Origin of the sequence: Sinomicrobium soli, assembly GCF_003285545.1 — a bacterium.
Taxonomy (GTDB): Bacteria; Bacteroidota; Bacteroidia; order Flavobacteriales; family Flavobacteriaceae; genus Sinomicrobium.
Genome location: NZ_QLNV01000027.1, coordinates 1 through 19,899 on the forward strand (window position 1 = coordinate 1; position 19,899 = coordinate 19,899).

General features: G+C 52.1%; 15 protein-coding genes and 1 riboswitch. Of the genes, 9 read left to right on the forward strand and 6 right to left on the reverse strand.

Going from position 1 to position 19,899, the window contains the following annotated elements; translation table 11 throughout:
- Nucleotides 1-189 precede the first annotated feature (189 nt).
- A riboswitch (TPP riboswitch) is annotated at nt 190-299 on the forward strand.
- 96 nt (nt 300-395) lie between these two features.
- From thiS to purE, 9 genes are all read left to right on the forward strand, one after another.
- Nucleotides 396-638: a sulfur carrier protein ThiS gene (thiS, locus tag DN748_RS18565; RefSeq protein ID WP_112373341.1), complete on the forward strand. Its 243-nt coding sequence runs from the start codon at nt 396-398 to the stop codon at nt 636-638.
- Between the two features lie 39 nt (nt 639-677).
- Complete coding sequence (thiC, locus tag DN748_RS18570) at nt 678-2,513, forward strand: phosphomethylpyrimidine synthase ThiC (RefSeq protein ID WP_112373342.1); 1,836 nt, start codon at nt 678-680, stop codon at nt 2,511-2,513.
- 30 nt (nt 2,514-2,543) lie between these two features.
- Complete coding sequence (locus tag DN748_RS18575) at nt 2,544-3,182, forward strand: thiamine phosphate synthase (protein ID WP_112373343.1); 639 nt, start codon at nt 2,544-2,546, stop codon at nt 3,180-3,182.
- The gene (locus DN748_RS18580) at nt 3,179-4,615 is read left to right on the forward strand and encodes a thiamine phosphate synthase (RefSeq protein WP_161554611.1); all 1,437 of its coding nucleotides are present in this window, start codon (nt 3,179-3,181) and stop codon (nt 4,613-4,615) included. Before DN748_RS18575 ends, DN748_RS18580 begins: the two co-directional genes overlap by 4 nt.
- A 21-nt stretch (nt 4,616-4,636) precedes the next feature.
- Complete coding sequence (locus DN748_RS18585) at nt 4,637-5,413, forward strand: thiazole synthase (RefSeq protein ID WP_112373345.1); 777 nt, start codon at nt 4,637-4,639, stop codon at nt 5,411-5,413.
- 17 nt (nt 5,414-5,430) lie between these two features.
- Complete coding sequence (thiH, locus tag DN748_RS18590; RefSeq protein WP_112373346.1) at nt 5,431-6,609, forward strand: 2-iminoacetate synthase ThiH; 1,179 nt, start codon at nt 5,431-5,433, stop codon at nt 6,607-6,609.
- Nucleotides 6,610-6,669: 60 nt separating this feature from the next.
- Nucleotides 6,670-7,797 carry a HesA/MoeB/ThiF family protein gene (locus tag DN748_RS18595; RefSeq protein ID WP_112373347.1) on the forward strand — a complete coding sequence of 376 codons (1,128 nt, stop codon included), beginning with the start codon at nt 6,670-6,672 and terminating at the stop codon, nt 7,795-7,797.
- 489 nt (nt 7,798-8,286) lie between these two features.
- Nucleotides 8,287-9,441 carry a 5-(carboxyamino)imidazole ribonucleotide synthase gene (locus DN748_RS18600; RefSeq protein WP_112373348.1) on the forward strand — a complete coding sequence of 385 codons (1,155 nt, stop codon included), beginning with the start codon at nt 8,287-8,289 and terminating at the stop codon, nt 9,439-9,441.
- An 84-nt stretch (nt 9,442-9,525) separates the two neighbouring features.
- On the forward strand, nt 9,526-10,014 hold the full coding sequence (gene purE, locus DN748_RS18605; protein WP_112373349.1) for a 5-(carboxyamino)imidazole ribonucleotide mutase: 489 nt from the start codon (nt 9,526-9,528) through the stop codon (nt 10,012-10,014).
- A gap of 175 nt (nt 10,015-10,189) precedes the next feature.
- On the opposite strand, the gene DN748_RS18610 is transcribed toward purE, so the two are convergent.
- From DN748_RS18610 to DN748_RS18635, 6 genes are all read right to left on the reverse strand, one after another.
- A complete protein-coding gene (locus tag DN748_RS18610; protein ID WP_161554612.1) occupies nt 10,190-11,359 on the reverse strand; it encodes a T9SS type B sorting domain-containing protein in 1,170 nt (389 codons plus the stop codon).
- Between the two features lie 224 nt (nt 11,360-11,583).
- Nucleotides 11,584-12,477: a hypothetical protein gene (locus DN748_RS18615; protein ID WP_112373351.1), complete on the reverse strand. Its 894-nt coding sequence runs from the start codon at nt 12,475-12,477 to the stop codon at nt 11,584-11,586.
- Between the two features lie 31 nt (nt 12,478-12,508).
- Nucleotides 12,509-14,116, reverse strand: coding sequence for an immunoglobulin domain-containing protein (locus tag DN748_RS18620; protein WP_146746654.1), 1,608 nt, complete (start codon nt 14,114-14,116; stop codon nt 12,509-12,511).
- Nucleotides 14,117-14,203: 87 nt separating this feature from the next.
- The gene (locus tag DN748_RS18625) at nt 14,204-16,147 is read right to left on the reverse strand and encodes an OmpA family protein (protein WP_112373353.1); all 1,944 of its coding nucleotides are present in this window, start codon (nt 16,145-16,147) and stop codon (nt 14,204-14,206) included.
- Between the two features lie 11 nt (nt 16,148-16,158).
- Nucleotides 16,159-17,091 carry a PorP/SprF family type IX secretion system membrane protein gene (locus DN748_RS18630; RefSeq protein ID WP_112373354.1) on the reverse strand — a complete coding sequence of 311 codons (933 nt, stop codon included), beginning with the start codon at nt 17,089-17,091 and terminating at the stop codon, nt 16,159-16,161.
- Nucleotides 17,092-17,169: 78 nt separating this feature from the next.
- A partial coding sequence (locus DN748_RS18635) for an Ig-like domain-containing protein (RefSeq protein ID WP_146746655.1) occupies nt 17,170-19,899 on the reverse strand: 2,730 nt, incomplete at its 5' end.

Genomic DNA, 19,899 nt, shown 5'->3' on the forward strand with positions numbered 1-19,899 from the left:
TCAAATATATGCCTCTACAAAGAACTTTCGCTTATCTCCAGCTATCCATACTCCCTCTCAAAGCGGGTGCAAATATAAAACCACTTCCCCTTCCAAAACAAATATTTTATACCTTTTTTTATAACTATTTTTAGAAAAGCTGATTGTGAATAGGTTAGAACTTCTCATTTATTTTACATACCTTTGTATAACGAACTTTAGGGGTGCTTTAACCTGTAGCATACAGGTCACAAGGCTGAGAAATACCCTCCGAACCTGATCCGGATAATACCGGCGAAGGGAAAAGACGAGTGACTTTCTGTTTACAAAAATCCGTTCCCGGATTTTGTATTTCCGTATTGCTTACCGGAAAAGAAGCATTTCCTAATTGTTCCGTTTTTAAAAACACCCGAAAAATGGACACAATAAAGGTACATGTAAACGACAGCACTGTCGATCTGCCCGTAAAAAGCACCATCAACGACATGCTCCGGCACCTGCAAATTGCCCCGAAGGGCATTGCCATTGCCGTAAATGCTCCTGCTCCAGGGGCCGAAACCGCCGTATCAAGGGAAATCGTATCCCGGCAGCAATGGTCCCGGTACACCCTTTCAGACCAACAGAACATTACGATCATAAAGGCTACCCAGGGAGGGTAAGCCGTACGCTTCTTTTGCCATAACCTAAAAACCATTCAGATGAAAAAAGACAAGACTCCCGACAGGCAGGTTATTTCCAGGGACCCGCTTCCCGCTTCAAAAAAAATTTACGTCCCGGGCAGCCTGTATCCCGATATCAGGGTCCCCATGCGCGAAATCAGTCTCCATGATTCCAAAAACTCGCTTACGGGTGACACGGAACAAAACCCTCCGGTAACTGTTTACGACACCAGCGGGCCATTTACAGACCCGGATGCGGATATCGATGTGGAAAAGGGTATCCCTCCCGTACGAAGCCGGTGGATCGCATCCCGGAACGATGTGGAACAACTGCCGGCATTCAGTTCGGAATACTGTAACGAAAGACTCCGGAACACTTCGCTGGACGACCTGCGCTTTCCGCATATCAGGAAACCGCTCCGCGCCAGGGCAGGGCATAATGTCACACAAATGCACTATGCCAGAAAGGGGGTTATCACCCCGGAAATGGAATTCATTGCCATCAGGGAAAATCAGAAATTACAGGAAATACAGGCACTCACCAAACAGCATCCCGGACAAAGCTGGGGGGCGGCCATCCCCGAAGTGATCACCCCTGAGTTCGTACGCGACGAGGTGGCGCGGGGAAGAGCAGTGATCCCCAACAATATCAATCACCCGGAAAGCGAACCGATGATCATAGGCCGTAACTTCCTGGTAAAGATCAATGCCAATATCGGCAACTCCGCAGTGACCTCCAACATTGAAGAGGAAGTGGAAAAAGCTGTCTGGGCCTGCCGCTGGGGGGCTGATACCATTATGGACCTGTCTACCGGAAAGAACATTCACGAAACCCGCGAATGGATACTGAGAAACTCCCCGGTGCCCATCGGGACAGTTCCTATTTACCAGGCCCTGGAAAAGGTAAACGGTATTGCCGAAGACCTTTCCTGGGAGATTTTCCGCGATACCCTGATCGAACAGGCGGAACAGGGGGTAGACTATTTTACCATTCACGCCGGGGTATTGCTCCGGTATATCCCGATGACTGCAAAGAGGGTAACAGGTATTGTGTCCCGGGGTGGTTCCATCATGGCAAAATGGTGCCTGGCGCATCATCAGGAGAGCTTCCTGTACACACATTTTGAGGATATATGCGAGATCATGAAGGCGTATGACGTATCCTTCTCCCTCGGCGACGGCCTGCGCCCCGGAAGCCTGGCCGATGCCAACGACCAGGCGCAGTTTGCCGAACTGGAAACCCTGGGAGAACTTACGAAAATCGCCTGGAAGCACGATGTACAGACCATCATCGAAGGGCCAGGGCATGTTCCCATGCACATGATCAGGGAAAATATGGACAAACAGCTGGAAGCCTGCGGCGAAGCCCCTTTTTATACCCTGGGCCCGCTCACTACCGATATTGCCCCGGGCTACGACCATATCACTTCCGGTATCGGCGCTGCCATGATCGGCTGGTACGGGACGGCCATGCTCTGCTATGTCACCCCGAAAGAACACCTGGGACTGCCGAACAAGGAAGATGTCAAGACGGGAGTGATCACCTATAAGATCGCCGCCCACGCTGCCGACCTGGCCAAGGGGCATCCCGGAGCGCAGTACCGCGATGACGCACTGAGCAAGGCGCGGTTCGAATTCCGGTGGGAAGACCAGTTCAACCTGGCCCTCGACCCGGATACCGCCAGGGAGTTTCACGATGAAACCCTCCCCGCCGAGGGGGCCAAGGTAGCCCACTTCTGCTCCATGTGCGGCCCGAAGTTCTGCTCGATGAAAATTTCGCAGGAGATACGGCAGCTGGAAGACCGGGAGATCAAAGAAGGCATGCAGGAAAAAGCCAGGGAATTTACCGAAAAGGGAAGCGAGATCTATTTATAGCAGAAAAGTATACACCGACACTGAAATCGTATGATACCCGAGTTTATCGTTATCAGCAAAGCGGAATATTTTCCCGGGGAAGCCGGCCGGATAAGGCGTATGTTCGAGGCAGGGCTTCCCCTGCTCCACCTGCGCAAACCCGGAACAGGCATAAAGGAACTGGCCGGCCTGCTACGACAGCTCCCATCGGAATATTACAACCGTATCGTGGTACACCATCACTACGAACTGGCAGCCCGGCTGAACTTAAGGGGAATACACCTGCCGGAAAAGGTGCGGCTTGCCTGTGAGGAGGAACCGGAAGGAATACCGGCGGATTATCGTACGGCAGGATTTTCGGTCAGCACTTCCTTTCACTGTATCCCGGAGCCGGAACATCATGGCCGCTACACTTTTGATTACGCCTTTTTAAGTCCTGTCTTTGACAGTATATCCAAAAAAGGATACCGGGGGAAGGGATATGACCTGTCGGCCGTAAAGCGTTCTTTTCCGGTGTATGCCCTGGGAGGACTGACCCCCGGACATATTCCGCTCATAAAAAGCAAAGGTTTTGACGGACCGGCATTCCTGGGGTATATATGGGAAAGCCCGTCTCCCCATACCAAGGTATCCGCACTGGTCCAAACACTCCGCAACCTGCCGGACACACTTCAAAAAAACACCTTATGACCACAACAGCTCCATTTGTATTGACCATCGCCGGATTCGACCCCTCGGGAGGCGCCGGCATACTGGCAGACACGGCAACAGTCAGGGCACTGAACGTACGGGCCGTAGCTGCCTGTACGGCCATTACGGTTCAGAACGGGCATTCTTTCGAACGCTGCGAATGGACCAGCCCCGACCTGCTCCTGGAACAGGTAAGGCTCATGGCAGAGACTTATCCGGTCAGGGCCGTCAAGATCGGTATCATCCGGCATATTGCCCTGGTGGAAAAAATAGCCCGGATGCTCAAGGCGAAAAACCCGGAAATAAAGATCGTATGGGACCCGGTACTGAAATCGAGCAGCGGCTATGATTTTCACAGTTCCGCGCATTATCACGATATCCCCGGTATACTGGAACATATCGATTTTTTCACCCCCAACCACGACGAGATCCTGGCCATCAGCGGCAATAAGGTCACGGACAGCAGCCTCAGAACGCTGGCCGGACGGTGCCACCTGGTGCTCAAGGGAGGACACCGGAGCGATCGCAAGGGGGTAGATATCCTCTACCGCAAAGACCAAGCTCCCGTAGAATTTTCCCCCGAAAAAATCCTCCCCTCCGGACGTCACGGCAGCGGATGTGTGTTTTCCTCGGCACTGGCCGCATACCTGGCCCTGGGAACGCCGGAAGCGGAAGCCTGCAGGCTGGCCAAGAAACACACCTACGGGTACCTGTCGGAATATCAGGCCCATACAGGTAAGGGCCGTATCGGCGACATGACCCTGCAGTATGTTTCCTCCGGGGCCACGCCGGACGAGCACCTGCGACACATAGAAACCACATGTGCTGCAGGGGTGAAATGGATACAGCTCCGGCTCAAGGAACAACCCGAAGGGGTGGTGTACGAAACGGCCTGCAAGGCGCTCGAAATATGCAGGGCATACGGCGCCAGGCTGATCGTTGACGACAGTGTGGCTGTGGCCCGGGCTACAGGAGCAGACGGAGTACATCTCGGCAAAACCGACCTCCCTCCCGGACAGGCGCGGAAGATACTGGGGGAAAATGTCATTATCGGGGGAACGGCCAACACCGCCGAAGATATCATCCGCCTGGCCGGTCAGGGCGTGGATTATATCGGCCTGGGGCCCTACCGCTTTACGACGACCAAAAAAAATCTCAGCCCCGTACTGGGCATCGAAGGTTATTCGAAGATTGCGGAAACCCTTGCACATCGCGGTATCCGTATTCCTGTTATCGCCATCGGCGGCATTCTCGAAGAGGATATCACACCCCTGTTACAGACCGGGGTTCAGGGGATTGCCGTTTCGGGCATGCTGACGGCACCCGGAAACGATCAGGAGAAAATAACAGGCCTTGTAAAATCTATCGAAAACCTTAAATACGTTCCTGAACAACAGTTTGCGGTAGTTCCCGGAACAAGAAAACATCATTAACAAGGAAGCAGATTCAGCACCATGAAAGACATATTGACCATCGCAGATAAGAAATTCTCATCCCGGCTGTTTATAGGTACCGGCAAGTTCAGTGCTCCCCGGCTGATGAAAGAAGCTGTGGAGGCTTCCGGAAGCGAACTGGCCACGGTAGCCCTGAAACGGGTAAACCCGGGAGAAGCGGAAGAAGACATCCACGCCGTGCTCCGCAGTACGGGAATAGGCCTGCTCCCCAATACGTCCGGGGTCAGGACAGCCGAAGAGGCTGTTTTCGCCGCCCGGATGGCCCAGGAAGCCCTGGAAACCCACTGGATAAAACTGGAGATCCACCCGGACCCGAAGTACCTCCTCCCCGACCCGGTTGAAACCCTCAAGGCAGCCGAAATACTGGTCAGGGAAGGGTTTGTGGTCATGCCCTATATCCATGCCGACCCGGTGTTATGCAAACGCCTGGAAGAGGTAGGCGCCCAGTGCGTCATGCCCCTCGGAGCACCGATAGGGAGCAACAAGGGGCTGAAAACCCTGGATTTCCTGGAGATCATTATCGAACAGAGTACTGTTCCGGTGATTGTGGATGCCGGAATAGGAAGCCCGTCACATGCCGCTGCCGCCATGGAAGCCGGGGCCGATGCAGTATTGATCAATACCGCCATCGCCGTTTCGGGAGACCCGGTGGCCATGGCCGGTGCTTTTGCCGGGGCCGTCGATGCCGGCAGAACAGCATTCCGGGCCAGCCTCGCCCCTGTCCGCCAGTATGCCGAAGCCAGTAGCCCCCTGACTTCCTTTCTCCATAAATTTTAACAAATAACAGTTATCCCATGTCTGCAATACCGTATTCCACACAACACCAGGTTTCTTTCTCCCCCCACGGACGGGAAGGCCTTTTTTACGACATTTTCCGGAAACATTCCTGGCAGCAGGCCGAAGCATCCATCCGGGACAAAACCACGGGCGATGTGCTTCGTGCCCTGGACAGGGAGAAACGGACCCTTGAAGATTTCAAGGCGCTGATATCGCCCGCTGCAAAACCCTACCTCGAAGAAATGGCACAACGCAGCAGGGCCATAACCCTCAGGAGATTTGGGAAAGTCATACAGATGTATGCGCCCATGTACCTTTCAAACGAATGCCAGAACATCTGTACCTATTGCGGATTCAGCCTTACCAACAAGATCCCGAGGCGCACCCTTACCGACGACGAGATCCTGAAGGAAGCTGCATTCCTGAAAGGCAAGGGATACGACCATATTCTCCTGGTGACCGGCGAAGCCAACCGTACCGTGGGGGTGTCCTACCTTAAAAATGCCATACGGCTTATCCGCCCCTACTTCTCGAATATCAGTATCGAGGTACAGCCCCTGGACACCGGAGAATACCGGGAACTCATGGCGGAAGGGCTCTATGCCGTACTGGTGTACCAGGAAACCTATCATGAAGAATGCTATAAAATACACCACCCCAAAGGCAAAAAATCAAATTTCCGGTACCGGCTTCACACCCCCGACCGGCTGGGAGAGGCTGGTATTCACAAGATCGGGCTGGGGGCCCTGTTCGGACTGGAAGACTGGAGAACAGACAGTTTCTTCACGGCGCTTCACCTGGAATACCTCCGGAAAAAGTACTGGAAAACGCGGTATTCCATCTCCTTCCCGCGCCTGCGGCCTCATTCGGGCGGACTGGAACCCAAGGTGGTCATGACCGATACCGATCTCGCCCAGCTCATCTTTGCCTACCGCCTGCTCGATGAAGATGTGGAACTGTCGCTCTCTACCCGCGAAAGCCCGGAATTCAGGGATAATATCGTCAGGCTCGGCATCAACTCCATCAGTGCGGAATCCAAAACCAACCCGGGAGGTTATGTGGTAGACCCGCAATCGCTGGAACAGTTCGAGATTTCCGATGAACGCAGTACCGGAACCATCGCTGCCATGATCAGGGAACAGGGATATGACGTAGTGTGGAAAGACTGGGAAAAGGGTTTTAGGTTTGGAGTTTGAAGCTCGAAGTTTGACCAAACTACCAACTAAGAACTACCAACTAAGAACTAAAAAACAACCATGTTAACAAACACAGAGCAACAACACTATCACCGGCAGTTGATACTGGATGAAATAGGCCCCGAAGGACAAGGTCTCCTGAAAAAGGGCAGTGTGCTTGTCATCGGCGCAGGCGGACTGGGATGCGCTTCCCTGCCATACCTCGCGGCTGCGGGGATCGGGCATATAGGTATTGTGGACTTCGACAGGGTCGACCGGTCTAACCTCCACAGGCAGGTATTGTTTTCCGTCGACGATATCGGAAAGAACAAGGCGGTGACCGCTGCCGGTAAACTCTCGCGGCTGAACCCGCATATCCGGATCACCCCCCACCCCTCTGCCCTTACCGCAGCCAATGCCCGGGAATTGTTTTCCTCCTACGATATCATTGTGGACGGATCGGATAATTTTGCCACCCGCTACCTGGTAAATGACGCTGCCGTAATGTGTGGCAAACCCGTCATTTTCGGTTCGATCTTCAGGTTTGAGGCACAGCTTTCCGTATTCAACTACCGGGGCGGGCCCACCTACCGCTGCATCTTTCCCGAACCACCTGCCCCGGGAAGCTCCCCTAACTGTTCGGAAACAGGCGTTATGGGAGTATTGCCCGGTATTGCCGGGACATTACAGGCCAACGAAGCCATCAAAATGATATGCGGTACCGGGCAGGTACTCAGCGGAACACTGCTCACCATAGACTGCCTGACCCTCAGGATGCAGCAGTTCCGTTTTACAAAGAACGTATATGCAGTCCCCCGCCGGCTGGACCATGAATACTACAGCTGTATGCCGCACGAAACGGCAACGCCCCTTCTCCGCGTAGCGGATATTACCGGGACAGACCCGGAAAAAACCGTATTTATAGATGTAAGGACCTCTTCCGAACGCAGCCGCGACAGGATTGGGTTGCATTTTCCGCAGTTTACCGACCTGCATATCCCTTTGGACACGCTGGAAACACAGCCGGACCGTATCCCGGAAGGAAAAAACCTGGTGTTTTACTGCCAGAGCGGTATCCGCAGCAGGCAGGCCGCAGACATGGTACAAAAAAGATTTGCCGGGGTTCTGGTAAAAAGCCTTGAAGGAGGGATCAATGCCTTACTTCCCCTGTCATTCAGAGACCTAACGTTTAAGCAACCGCATAAATGAAGATGACGTTTTTGTCTTCATAGATCAAATGTGATAAACCCACACATAACTCCTCCCTTCAGACGAAGGGAGGTGGCTCATCTTCGATGAGACGGAGGGTTTTGAAAGCCCGGATCATAAGGATAATCCCAAACCTTTGGGAATATACGCCAAAGTTCAGGCCGTTCAAAACTCCCCGGCCAGCATAGCTGCCCACCCCTCTTCGTCTGAAGAGGGGAGTTTTTGAAATGGAGCAACTTACGATAGACACGTCATGGGTAACGTAGCGCAGCGAAGTGAACCTGCCGGCCGGCCAGGCAGGGAATCTCCACCCTGGCAGAAAGGAACTTGAATAGCTTCACCGAAAGCCCGGAAATCCCTCCGCTACGGTCAGGACACACTACGAACTAACAACTACGGACCAGGAACTAAAAGTTTGCCCGGCATCAAACGCCGCCTAATGTTCAGAAATAACTATTTTTGCGGAAACAAACCGTAACGCAGAAATAGATGAACTACTTTTCTTCCGATTTCAAACTCGGTATCCTCGGAGGCGGGCAGCTGGGAAAAATGTTATTGTACGACACGCGGAAATTCGATATCCACACCGTGGTGATGGACCCGTCGGAAGACGCGCCCTGCCGGATAGGCTGTAACGAATTCGTACAGGGCGACCTGATGGATTTTGACGCGGTTTACGATTTCGGGAAGAAGGTGGACCTGCTTACCATAGAGATCGAAAATGTAAATGTGGAAGCACTGGAAAAACTGGAGAAGGAAGGATTGAGGATATATCCTTCGCCGGCCACGCTGCGCACCATACAGAACAAGGCCAAACAGAAACTGTTCTATATAGACCACGACATCCCCACCGCCCCGTTCCGGCGTTTTGCCTACACCAGTGAAATACACACTGCGCTGCGAAATGAGAGTATCGATTTCCCTTTTGTGTGGAAAAGTGCCCGCTTCGGGTATGACGGCCGCGGGGTGAAAGTGATCAGAACCTATTCCGATCTCGAAGGCTTGCCCGATGTGGAGTGTATTGCCGAAGACATGATCCCCTTTAAGAACGAACTTGCCGTGATCGTAGCGCGTAACAGCAAGGGGGATATGGTCACCTATCCCGTAGTGGAAATGGAATTTCACCCTTCCGCCAACCAGGTGGAATACGTGATCTGCCCGGCAAGAATAGCCCCGGAAGTAGCGGAAAAGGCCCAGCTTATAGCCCTTAAAACCTCCAGGGCTTACGGGCATACCGGCTTGCTGGCCGTAGAAATGTTCCAGACCGAAGACGACCGCATACTGGTCAACGAAGTGGCCCCCAGGCCGCATAACAGCGGGCATTACAGCATAGAAGCCAGCTATACCAGCCAGTTCGAACAACACCTCAGGGCCATACTGGGGCTTCCCCTGGGCAATGCGGAAAGTAAAGTGGGAGGGATCATGGTCAACCTTACCGGGGAAGAGGGCCATACCGGGAAGGTGGTATATGAAAACATGGACACCATCATGAAAATGGACGGGGTAACCCCTCATATCTACGGTAAAAAGGAAACCCGGCCTTTCCGGAAGATGGGGCATGTGACCATAGTCCATAAGGATATTGCCAAAGCGAGGGAAATTGCCGGAAAAGTGAAGGATACCATCCGGGTGGTGAGTGTTTGAAGTCCGGAGTTGCAGACGGGTGCGGGAGCTGGGATATAGGGCGGTTTGATACGATGTTAATGCTAATGAACTAAAATAATTATAATGAGTAAAGTTGCGGTTATCATGGGGAGTACCAGCGACCTGCCGGTAATGCAGGAAGCCATCGACATCCTGAAAGGATTTGATATTGAAACGGAGGTAGACATCGTATCTGCCCACCGTACTCCTGAAAAGATGTACGATTTCGGGAAAAACGCCCATGAAAGGGGCATCTCGGTGATCATAGCCGGTGCGGGGGGTGCGGCCCACCTTCCCGGTATGGTGGCCTCCCTTTCCCCGCTGCCGGTGATCGGCGTTCCCGTAAAGAGCAGCAATTCCATAGACGGCTGGGACTCCGTATTGTCCATACTGCAGATGCCCGGCGGTGTCCCGGTAGCTACCGTAGCCCTTAACGGCGCCAAAAATGCCGGCATACTGGCCGCCCAGATCATAGGCAGCAGCGATAAATGCGTCCGCGACAAGGTACTGGTCTACAAGGAAGGGCTTAAGGCCAAGGTTATCGAAGGCGCCGGAAAAGTAAAAAGATCGTGATATAAGCAAAACCGGAGGTTTTGCCATTGGTTATTGGGTTATTAGGTTATTGAGTTATTTAGTCAACACCCAATAACTTAGTAACTTAATAACCCAGTAACCGCATCAGAAACAGGCCTGCCCGGCGAAGGCAGACAGGGTTCTAACTTTTAAGGCACAGCATCCCTGTTCCTGTCTACCTGGTTATAAACAGCCATCCCGTCAGGGGGTCACTGCCATCCCCGGGGTCCAGCACGTAATAATAGGTACCCACCGGGAGCTGCCCGTTGCGGGAAATGGTATTCTTTACATTGGAGGTCCCGCTCCAGCTATTGTCGTATCCCTTCATCCGGTATACCATATTCCCGTACCGGTTATACACTTCGAGCCTGTTGTCCGGGTAGCGTTCTATACACTCTACCCGGAAGGTATCGTTGATCCCGTCCCCGTTCGGGGAGAACAGGTTATACACCTTCAGGCAGGACGGAACTACCGTAACGGCAGCCTCATTGTCGGAAGCATCCGTATCTCCCGGATCGGAGTTTTCCAGCCTGGCGATATTGGTATGGTCGCCCTGCGGCAGTACCCGGGCATATACTTTCAGTTCCGCTTCCTGCAGGCTGTCCAGCCTGGGTATTTCCCATATTCCCGAGCCTGTGCTGTAACTCCCCCTGTCCGTACGGTGCAGGCGATAGTCAAAACCGGAAGGCAGCCTGTCGGCGATCACGATATCCCTTACCGCAATAGCGGTCTTATTGGCCACCGCTACCGTAAAGGCCACTTCACTCCCGGGCATGGGACTGGGGTTGTCCACCGTTTTACGCACTTCGAGATCCGGGCAGTAATCGAGGTGTACCGTCACCCCGAGGCGTTCCCTGCTTTCGTGTTCCCCGTTTGCCGAAGCCTGTGCCGCATAATAGGTATTCCCGTCTTCCAGCAGGTCATCTGCCAAAAGCCGGCGCCCGCCGGCCGCCGAATCATACCATATCACCCCTGTACCCGTAACCTCCATATCGGCAATGACCGGCAGGAGCATCCCGCAGAAAAACTGGTCCTTTTGTCCCGAAGGCGGCAACAGTGAACCGGAAAAGCGTATCATCACCGCTTCGGAAAGATCAGACTGGCACCCTTCGGCATTAAACGACAGTGCCGTATAGCTCCCCTGCTCCGCAGCCTCGTATACCGCTTCCACCGCCCCTTCGATCTCCTCCCCGTCGCGGTACCACTGGTAACCGACCGCCCCGCCGGAAGCCGCGGTAAGCCGTACCGTACTCCCCGGCGGTACCCGGACCAGCCTGTTTCCCTCCTGGGCCGCCGCAAACTGCCAGCAGCAAAAAAACACTATAATAAACCTTCCGATATTCATATCAGCAGACGGATAAAGATTATACTTCCGGTATACTACCCGGTCCATACCGATGGCCAGACCCCTACTCCATTTAGTGTCCGGGAGCAGGAAACAATACCATCAATGTCAATGTTCCTTCCAACCGGACCATTGCAGTCCGGCCGGCCGAAAACACCCGGAATCATCCCGGAAGACAGGAAAGACCTGAATATCTTTCCCGGGTTATAGGTTATAGAAATACATCAGTCCGTCACTGCACCTATGGTTATGGCAGGTGCTCCGGGAGTAGGTGATACCACAATCTCCAGGTCGCTTCCGCCATTTTGTACCGTACTGGTATAGGTTACATAATCACGGGCATCCTTATCCTTTACTGCATATTCCACTTCCACATAAAACGTATAGGTACCGGGATCGGTAAGGATTACGTCATAGGAGTCCGTAGTTGTAGCCAGGTTAATAGGACTCCCGGTTTCCCCGTCCTTTACGGCAAACCATTCATAAGACACTTCAAAATCGCTACCTGCGGGGTTGGCGTAGCCATTGGCATTATCCGAATAGTCGGCGGTAACACCATCTACGGACAATGCGATGGGGTTTTCCGGAACATCCGTAGAACAATAGGCCAGACCCGTAGTACCGTTATCTGCAAAAGTGGTAGCTACCGTTAGCGGAGACAATACAAAAACAATAATATCCTCAAAATCATCCGACTGACAGATCACACTCCCATCGTCTACCAGGCCGTATACCCTGAATTTATGGTATCCGGGAGGTAGTGCTGTCCGTACCAGGCTTTGCACGGATTCCCCGGTAATAATGTTTTCCGTTTCGTCCGTTCCGTCCGTGGTGATATTATACCACTCGTAAGACGTAAAGGTATTCCCGGAACCATCGTCCAGGCTTGCGGTTAAAGTCAGGGAGGGGCCATTGGTTGCAGGATTATAAAACAATACGGCATCATCAACCGTAGTCACCGTTCCGGTATTATTGGTAATGGTCCCCACATCCAGGTCGGCCGGAGCGCCTATGGGAGACGAAGGTTGGGGTGCTACTATCTGTGCAGATACCGGTATTACCGCCATAAACATCATGGCTGCAATACCATTTTTAAAAAGTGTAGTAATTTTTTTCATGAGTTGTTGTTTTTAAGGTTGTTATATAATGCTAATCGTTCTCGTTTAATATGCTTATTGCAGGATTGCCGAAATCAGGCAATACATGCACCGTGACCGAAGCCCGCGCGGATTCTTCGGTACAGCCTTCCCTGACCTCGGCGAGGTAATATGTTGTAGTTTCTTCGAGGTCTGTGATATCATAAGAGACTCCGGTATCCAATGGAGTGCCTCCCGTTGCAGTGCCATACCAGCGGTATTCCGAACCGCTTACCGGGTCTGCTGCACTAAGGGTAATATTATCCCCATAACAGAGGTATAATTCTCCCGCTGCAGTAATCCCCGGAGGCGGAACCGGGGGCAGGACATGTACCGTAACCGAAGTCCGTGCGGATTCCTCAGTACAGCCCTCCCTGACCTCGGCGAGGTAAACAATCCTGGTTTCATCCAGGTTTTCAACAGTATAAGAAGTCCCTGTCTTCGGCTGTGTCCCTCCCGCAACGGCAGCATACCAACGGTATTCCGAACCGCTTACCGGGTTGGCCACATTAAGGGTTATATCATTTCCATAACAGATGTCGTATATTTCACCATCCTGTATGTCGGGGGCTGTGATTTCGGGGGCTTTGGGAACGGTCTCGATCTCATATACCCGGAGCGCCGAAAGGGCCGTGGCCAGTCCATCGCCTATGGAAACCTGGATACGGTTAAAAGAAATATCTACAGGATACGTAATCACCTGGATGTTATCTTCTCCGGGAAGTAACCGGAGGCTAAGCACATTGGCATCCAGGTCCAAAGGATCCGATTCATCATCTTCATTATCCATATACGCCATTATTTCTAACGAACTGGATAATAAACTGAGGTCCAAAAGTCCTCCGGGGTTCTGGAATACTATACGGACAGAGTCTCCCGGGATAGAGGTAGCCGGATACAAAGCAGTTAAATGGGTTTTCCCTGCTATACTAACATTAGCATGCAACTCTGCAAAACTGGTATTATCTCCATCAACAGCATTCTGCGGATTATCGACTGCATTTACTCCCCCGGCCAGATCGGCTTCACTTCCCCATAAAATATCCGAAGCCGTATTACAGGTCACACCAACTGCCGGTTTATTGAAATAGGCTCCGTATATATTAACTCCTCCTCCCAAAGCTATACCCGCCGATCTGATCCGAACACTGTTATACGGAACACCCGGAGCCGGAACTACGATATCTACCTGATCTTCACCGTCTAACAAACCAATTAAACTACCAAGAGTTATTGGATCTCCAGCCTCATCATCGTCATAAAAGAGTTGTATTGTTAGGTTATCAAGCAGTTCCAGCAAACCCGTGTTTGTTCCTATCTTTACATGCACCGGGTCATTTGGATCAGGCAGTTCAGTAGTGAAGTATAGTTTTTGCCAAACCTCCCCTATAACGGAGATACTCATGGTAGCATAAGTATCCTTATTGCCATCCACCGCATTTCCTTCATTGGAAACATCTATAGTTAGACAAAGAAGACAATCATTATTTTCCTCCTCATCCGCATAAACCCTCTCCTGCGCCTGTTGCGCCCACAGCGGGGAATGACCGGTATTCAGGAATACGGTGAAAAGCATAAGGCAGCATAGCCTTACGATATGGCGGGGTGTTTTGCAGTACATCAGGTTGGTTGGTTAAATACGGTGTGTGGCGAAATGGGGAACCACACACCGTATGGTATTATATGGTCCGGTACGGTACCGGGAACATCATTTTTCTATGATAATAAAATCCGACCTGCGGTTTTCCGCATGATCTTCGTCGGAACACTGGCTGCAGCTTTCGCATACCACCTTGGGGCGGTCTTCGCCATAACCGATGGCGCTTTCTATACGCGAGGGGTCTATCTCACCTGTTTCCAGTATATATTGCTGTGTCGATTTGGCCCTGCGGTCGGTAAGCTGCCTGTTGTAGGTGGCACTTCCCCGGCAATCGGCATGCGATTCGATCTTGATCTTTACATCGGGGAACTGGTTCATCACATAGATCACCTTGTTGAGTTCTTCAGCGGCCTGCGGGGTGATATCCGCCTTGTCGAACTCGAAATAGATGGGGTTGACGTCTATTTTTTCCTGTTCTTCCTCTTTTACGATCAGGTCGTCAAAATTCGTCAGTTCGAAATCCACATCCGTGATCTCGTCCCCGTCGGTTTCACCGGTGGTGACTTCCCGTTCCTCCGTCGTATAGTTCGGCTTGGTGGCCTTAAAGGTATAGGTGTCGTCACAGGGAACTTCCAGCTGGTAAGTCCCGTCGGTTTCGGTCACCGCTTCCGCTACCAGGTCGCCGAATTCGTCATAGGCCTTTACACTGGCCCCTTCGAGCGCGAGTTGTGTATTCTTGTTGGTCACCTTGCCGGACACTATCTGGTCGCAGGGTTCCTTTTCTTTGGTAAAATAGTAGATATCGTCATCGCCCTTGCCTTCCAGCCTGTTGGATGAAAAATAGCCGTACGACCGGGTAGAATCGATCACAAAGGAGAAGTCATCCTTATTGCTGTTTACCGGTGCCCCGAGGTTTTCGGGTTTTCCGAACTCAGGCTTCCCTTCGGCGGCCTGTTCGCTGACAAACACGTCGAGCCTGCCCAGTCCGTAATGCCCGTCGGAGGAGAAATACAGTTTTCCTTCCCTGTAATAGGGGAACATCTCTTTGCCGGCGGTATTGATCTCTCCGCCCAGGTTGCGGGGTTCCGAAACCACATTGCCTTCTTCGTCCGTTTCCACCACATAGATATCGGTATCCCCGTATCCGCCCGGCATATCGGAAACAAAGAACAGCCATTTCCCGTCGTGGCTCATACACGGGTGCCCTACGGAATAATCCACGCTGTTAAAGGGCAGGCTTTCGGTTTCCGTGATCGCCCCGTCCGTAATGGTACCCTTGATGATATGAAAGTTGTTGGTCCCGGAATTGTCCTTGATCAGCTTGTTCTTATTCTTTACGATATTGGTCGTATAATAGATATACTTCAGGTCCGGCGAAAAGGTAATGGTAGCATCGTGGTACCTGGACTGGATATCTGGCAGGAAGAGCTCCACATTGTACAGTTCGCCGTCGGTAGCATTGCGCTCTCCGGCATACAGGTCGAGGAAGGGCTGCTGGTTCCATACATACAGCGTATAACTGGGTTTCCTGGTGGAGGAAAACACGACCTTGTCTCCGTAAAACGTAGCCCCGAATTCCGATCTCGGGGTATTGCTCTCGAGATCGTGAACGGTATACAGGGAGACGGCCTGCTCCAGGCTGTCCAGGTGCGCCTTCTGCCCGGCATACCGGGATATTTCCTTTTCATTGCCTTTCTGCCTGAGGTGTTCCTTCATCAGGCCGGCGGCCTTTTCATATTCTCCTGCCCCCTTAAGCGAATGGATATAACGGGCAAAATGATGCTCCGATATCCCCTCGCGCTGCAGTTCGTACAACCGGTCATAATATTTTACGGCACTGGTATCATTACTGATAAAATAGTAGGAATCGGCCAGGTTGCCCAGCACTTCCGGGGAAGGCGATCCTGTCCGTTGCACATATTCCTCATAGGCCCGGGCCGCTTCCACATAGGCGAGGTCCCGGAACAGGCGATCAGCCTTTTTAGGTTGCTGTGCAAAAGTCAGGGTCACGCAAAACAGCAAGCCCAGGGTATAGTATAATTTTCTCTTCATAACGGTTCGGTTTAGAAAAATCTCGGTGACTTGATACGACTTGACCTGAACGGCACCTGATAGCGCAGGATGATCTCGTGAGACCCGTCGTTATACCGGTTGAACCGGGTGGTCGTATAATCATAGGCATACCCCACAAAGAGCGAGGGCGATATCTGGAACCCGGCCAGGGCACTGACGGAATCATCCCATCGGTAGGACACCCCGAAGTTGAACCGTTCCTGCAGCAGGAAATTGGCCGAGAGATCCACCGATACCGGGGCTCCCCTTACGATCTTCACCATGGTTGCCGGCTTGAACATCAGGGTCGGGGAGAGTTCGAAAACATAACCACCGGTAATAAAATAGTGCAGCCGGTCTGAACGCACCCCGCCTTCTTCCCGGTCGTCGTAGTAATCATACCTCAGGAAGCTCGGTACGGAGAACCCCACATACCATTTATCGGTATAATAGAAGGCCCCGGCCCCGGCGAGAAAGTGTGTCTTGTTCACATTCTGGCCAAACAGGGGGTCGTTTTCGTCCTTAAAACTACCCTTGCTCCAGTCGATATCCAGGATACTCAATCCCGCTTTTACCCCGAAAGCCAGTTTCGAAAAATAGCCGGTCTGTATGGTATAGGAAAAATTCCCGTCCAGAAATATTTCTCTTGAAGGGCCCAGCTTATCCATGGCCGCATTAAACCCCAGTCCCACTTTCTCGTTGTTCAGGGGCGAATGTACACTGAGCGACTGCGTCTGCGGAGCACCGTCGATACCTGTCCACTGCGAACGGTGCAACAAGGTCCCTTCGAGGGTTCCCACAGATCCGGCATAGGCCGGGTTAAAGCTCATCATGTTATACATATACTGCGTATACTGCGGGTCCTGTTGTGCTCTTACCGTTACCGCGGCAAGCATACATATAAACAAAATGCAATGGCCTTTTTTGATATCTGAAACTTTCATCTGCTTATATTTTTTTGTTTAGTTGGGTTTAATGAATTAAAGAGGGACGGTCGGATACATCCCTCTTTAACGGTTGTTTTATCTCGCTATATAAAGCCATCCGGTTTTCTTGATCCCGGTTCCGGTATTAAGCACGTAATAGTACGTTCCGCCCGGAAGCCGGTCTTTCTCCATAATGGCTCCGCTCTTATTGGCTATTCCTTCCCAGTCGTTGTCATACCCGCTGGTCCTGAACACGAGATTTCCGTACCTGTTATACACTTCCAGGGTATTGTTGGGATAGAGCTGTATCCCGTCTATCACAAAAGTGTCATTAAACCCGTCACCGTTAGGCGAGAACTCGTTGTACACTATAAGCATCAGCGGTTCTACGGCTACCTGGGCGGTATTGTTATCCGGATTGGAGTCCTGCGGAGAGGATTCCTCTATGGTCACCACATTCAGGTATTCCGCCCCCGCTACGGCAATCACTTTTGCCGTAACAGTAAGGGTCTCGCTACCGTTCTCACCGATATGACCGATCGTCCATTTTTCGGTAAGCGGACTGTAATCGCCCATACTTGCCGAGGCATCTACAAACTCATATCCCGAAGGCAGGGCTTCATCCACGATGATATTGGAGAACACCTGGTCACCGTCATTGGTTACCGTTATGGTAAATACGACATTGTCATCGAAGGTCGGCGTAGGTTCGTCTACCGTAATACTGATGGCCAGGTCGGAATTGGAGGTGACATCGAGGGTAACCCGTGCCACATTGGACACTCTTCCATCGGTATCCGCTACGGTATATTCAAAACTGTCTTCTCCCACAAAACCGGCATCGGGAATATAATCCACAGTACCGTCGGCATTCACCGAATAGGTACCGTCAGTCGGTTCGGTGACTACGTTCACCGTTGCAGGGTCTATCGGGGCACTTCCGTCGGCATCGTTATCCAGTACTGCAATCCTCACGAAACTGTTCGGGTTTACCTGTACCATATCGTCGTTGGCTATAGGCCCGGTCGGTGCGGGATCTACCGCAATGGTTACGGTTGCTGCGTTGGAAGTATATCCGTCTTCATCTTTTACGGTATAGGTAAAGCTGTCGGAACCTTCATAACCCGCTTCAGGAGTATACACTACCGCACCCGTTGCGGCATCCACCGTATACGTACCGTGTTCCGGTTCACTGACCAGGGTTACGGTAGCCGGATCGATAGCGGCATTACCCCCGGTATCATTGGCCAGTACATCTACAGTCACCGGCACATCGACAATGGTAGAAGCCTCGTCATCGTTGGCCATCAGGCCACCGTTGGTTCCGCCAACAGTTACCGTTACAAAGGCCACATTACTGGTAAAGCCTTCCACATCCTTCATGGTGTAGCTGAACGTATCGGAACCTTCAAACCCGGCTTCGGGAGTATAGGTCACCACTCCGGTTGCCGCATTGACCGCAACAGCACCATTTGCAGGATCGGCTACAATACTTACCGAAGTCTCGTCAATAGCCGCATTTCCGGCCACATCATTGGCAAGCACATCTATATTCACAGCAATATCCTTCGGAGTTGCCGCTTCATCGTCGTTGGCCGTCAGCCCACCGTTATTTCCACCTACGGTTATGCTTACAGCAGCCACATTCGATTCGAAACCGTCAACATCCTTCACCGTATAGGTAAAGCTGTCGGAACCTTCATAACCCGCTTCGGGAGTATAGGTCACCACCCCGGTTGCAGGATCTACGGAGAATGTTCCGTGTTCCGGTCCGGTGGCTACTGTTACCGAGGCATAGTCAAATGCAGCATCTCCCGCCACATCGTTGGCCAGCACGTCGATATCCACAGCAGTACCTTCAGGTGTCCTGGCCTGATCGTCGTTGGCAACGATCAGCTGGCAGTCATCCCTGGCTATAAAGGTTACCGCCTTGCGGTCGGCTTCTGCAGTTTCACAATAACCGTCACCGCTTACGCCTACACTATAGGTATATGTTCCGGCGGTAAGATTATCAAGGGTAAGCACCCCGTTTTCACCACCGGCCACGGGATTACCCGCTTCGTCATACCAATGGAATATTTCATTATTTATCGTACTTCCGGAAGCAAGGGTTGCCGTAATGGTAACCACGGGATTTACATTCAGGCATACTTCCCCGTCCCCGTTTACTGTTTCCACCGTCAGGTCGGCAATATCATCACCGGGAACAGTAGGCAGTACTTCAAAGGTTACGCTCTTACGATCAGCCTCCGCAGTCTCGCAGTAACCGTCGCCGCTCGCGCCTACACTATACGTATAACTGCCCGGGGTAAGACCGCTCAGTTCAAGCGTACCGTCTTCCCCGCCGGCAACAGCACCATCCGCATCGTACCAGTAGTACACAGGATTGGTCACCGTACTGCCCGCAGTAAGGCTTGCCGTTAATGTAGCATTACCAGAAGCATCCACGCAAAGTGTTCCGTCGTCATTGATACCGGATACTTCAATGTCAGCAATATCATCGCCCGGTACTGTAGGCAATACTTCAAAGGTTACGCTCTTACGATCGGCCTCCGCAGTCTCGCAGTAACCGTCGCCGCTCGCACCTACACTATACGTATAACTACCCGGGGTAAGACCGCTCAGTTCAAGCGTACCGTCTTCCCCGCCGGCAACAGCACCGTCCGAATCGTACCAGTAGTATACAGGGTTGGTCACCGTACTGCCCGCAGTAAGGCTTGCCGTTAATGTAGCATTACCAGAAGCATCCACGCAAAGTGTTCCGTCGTCATTGATACCGGATACTTCAATATCGGCAATATCATCACCCGGTACTGTAGGCAATAC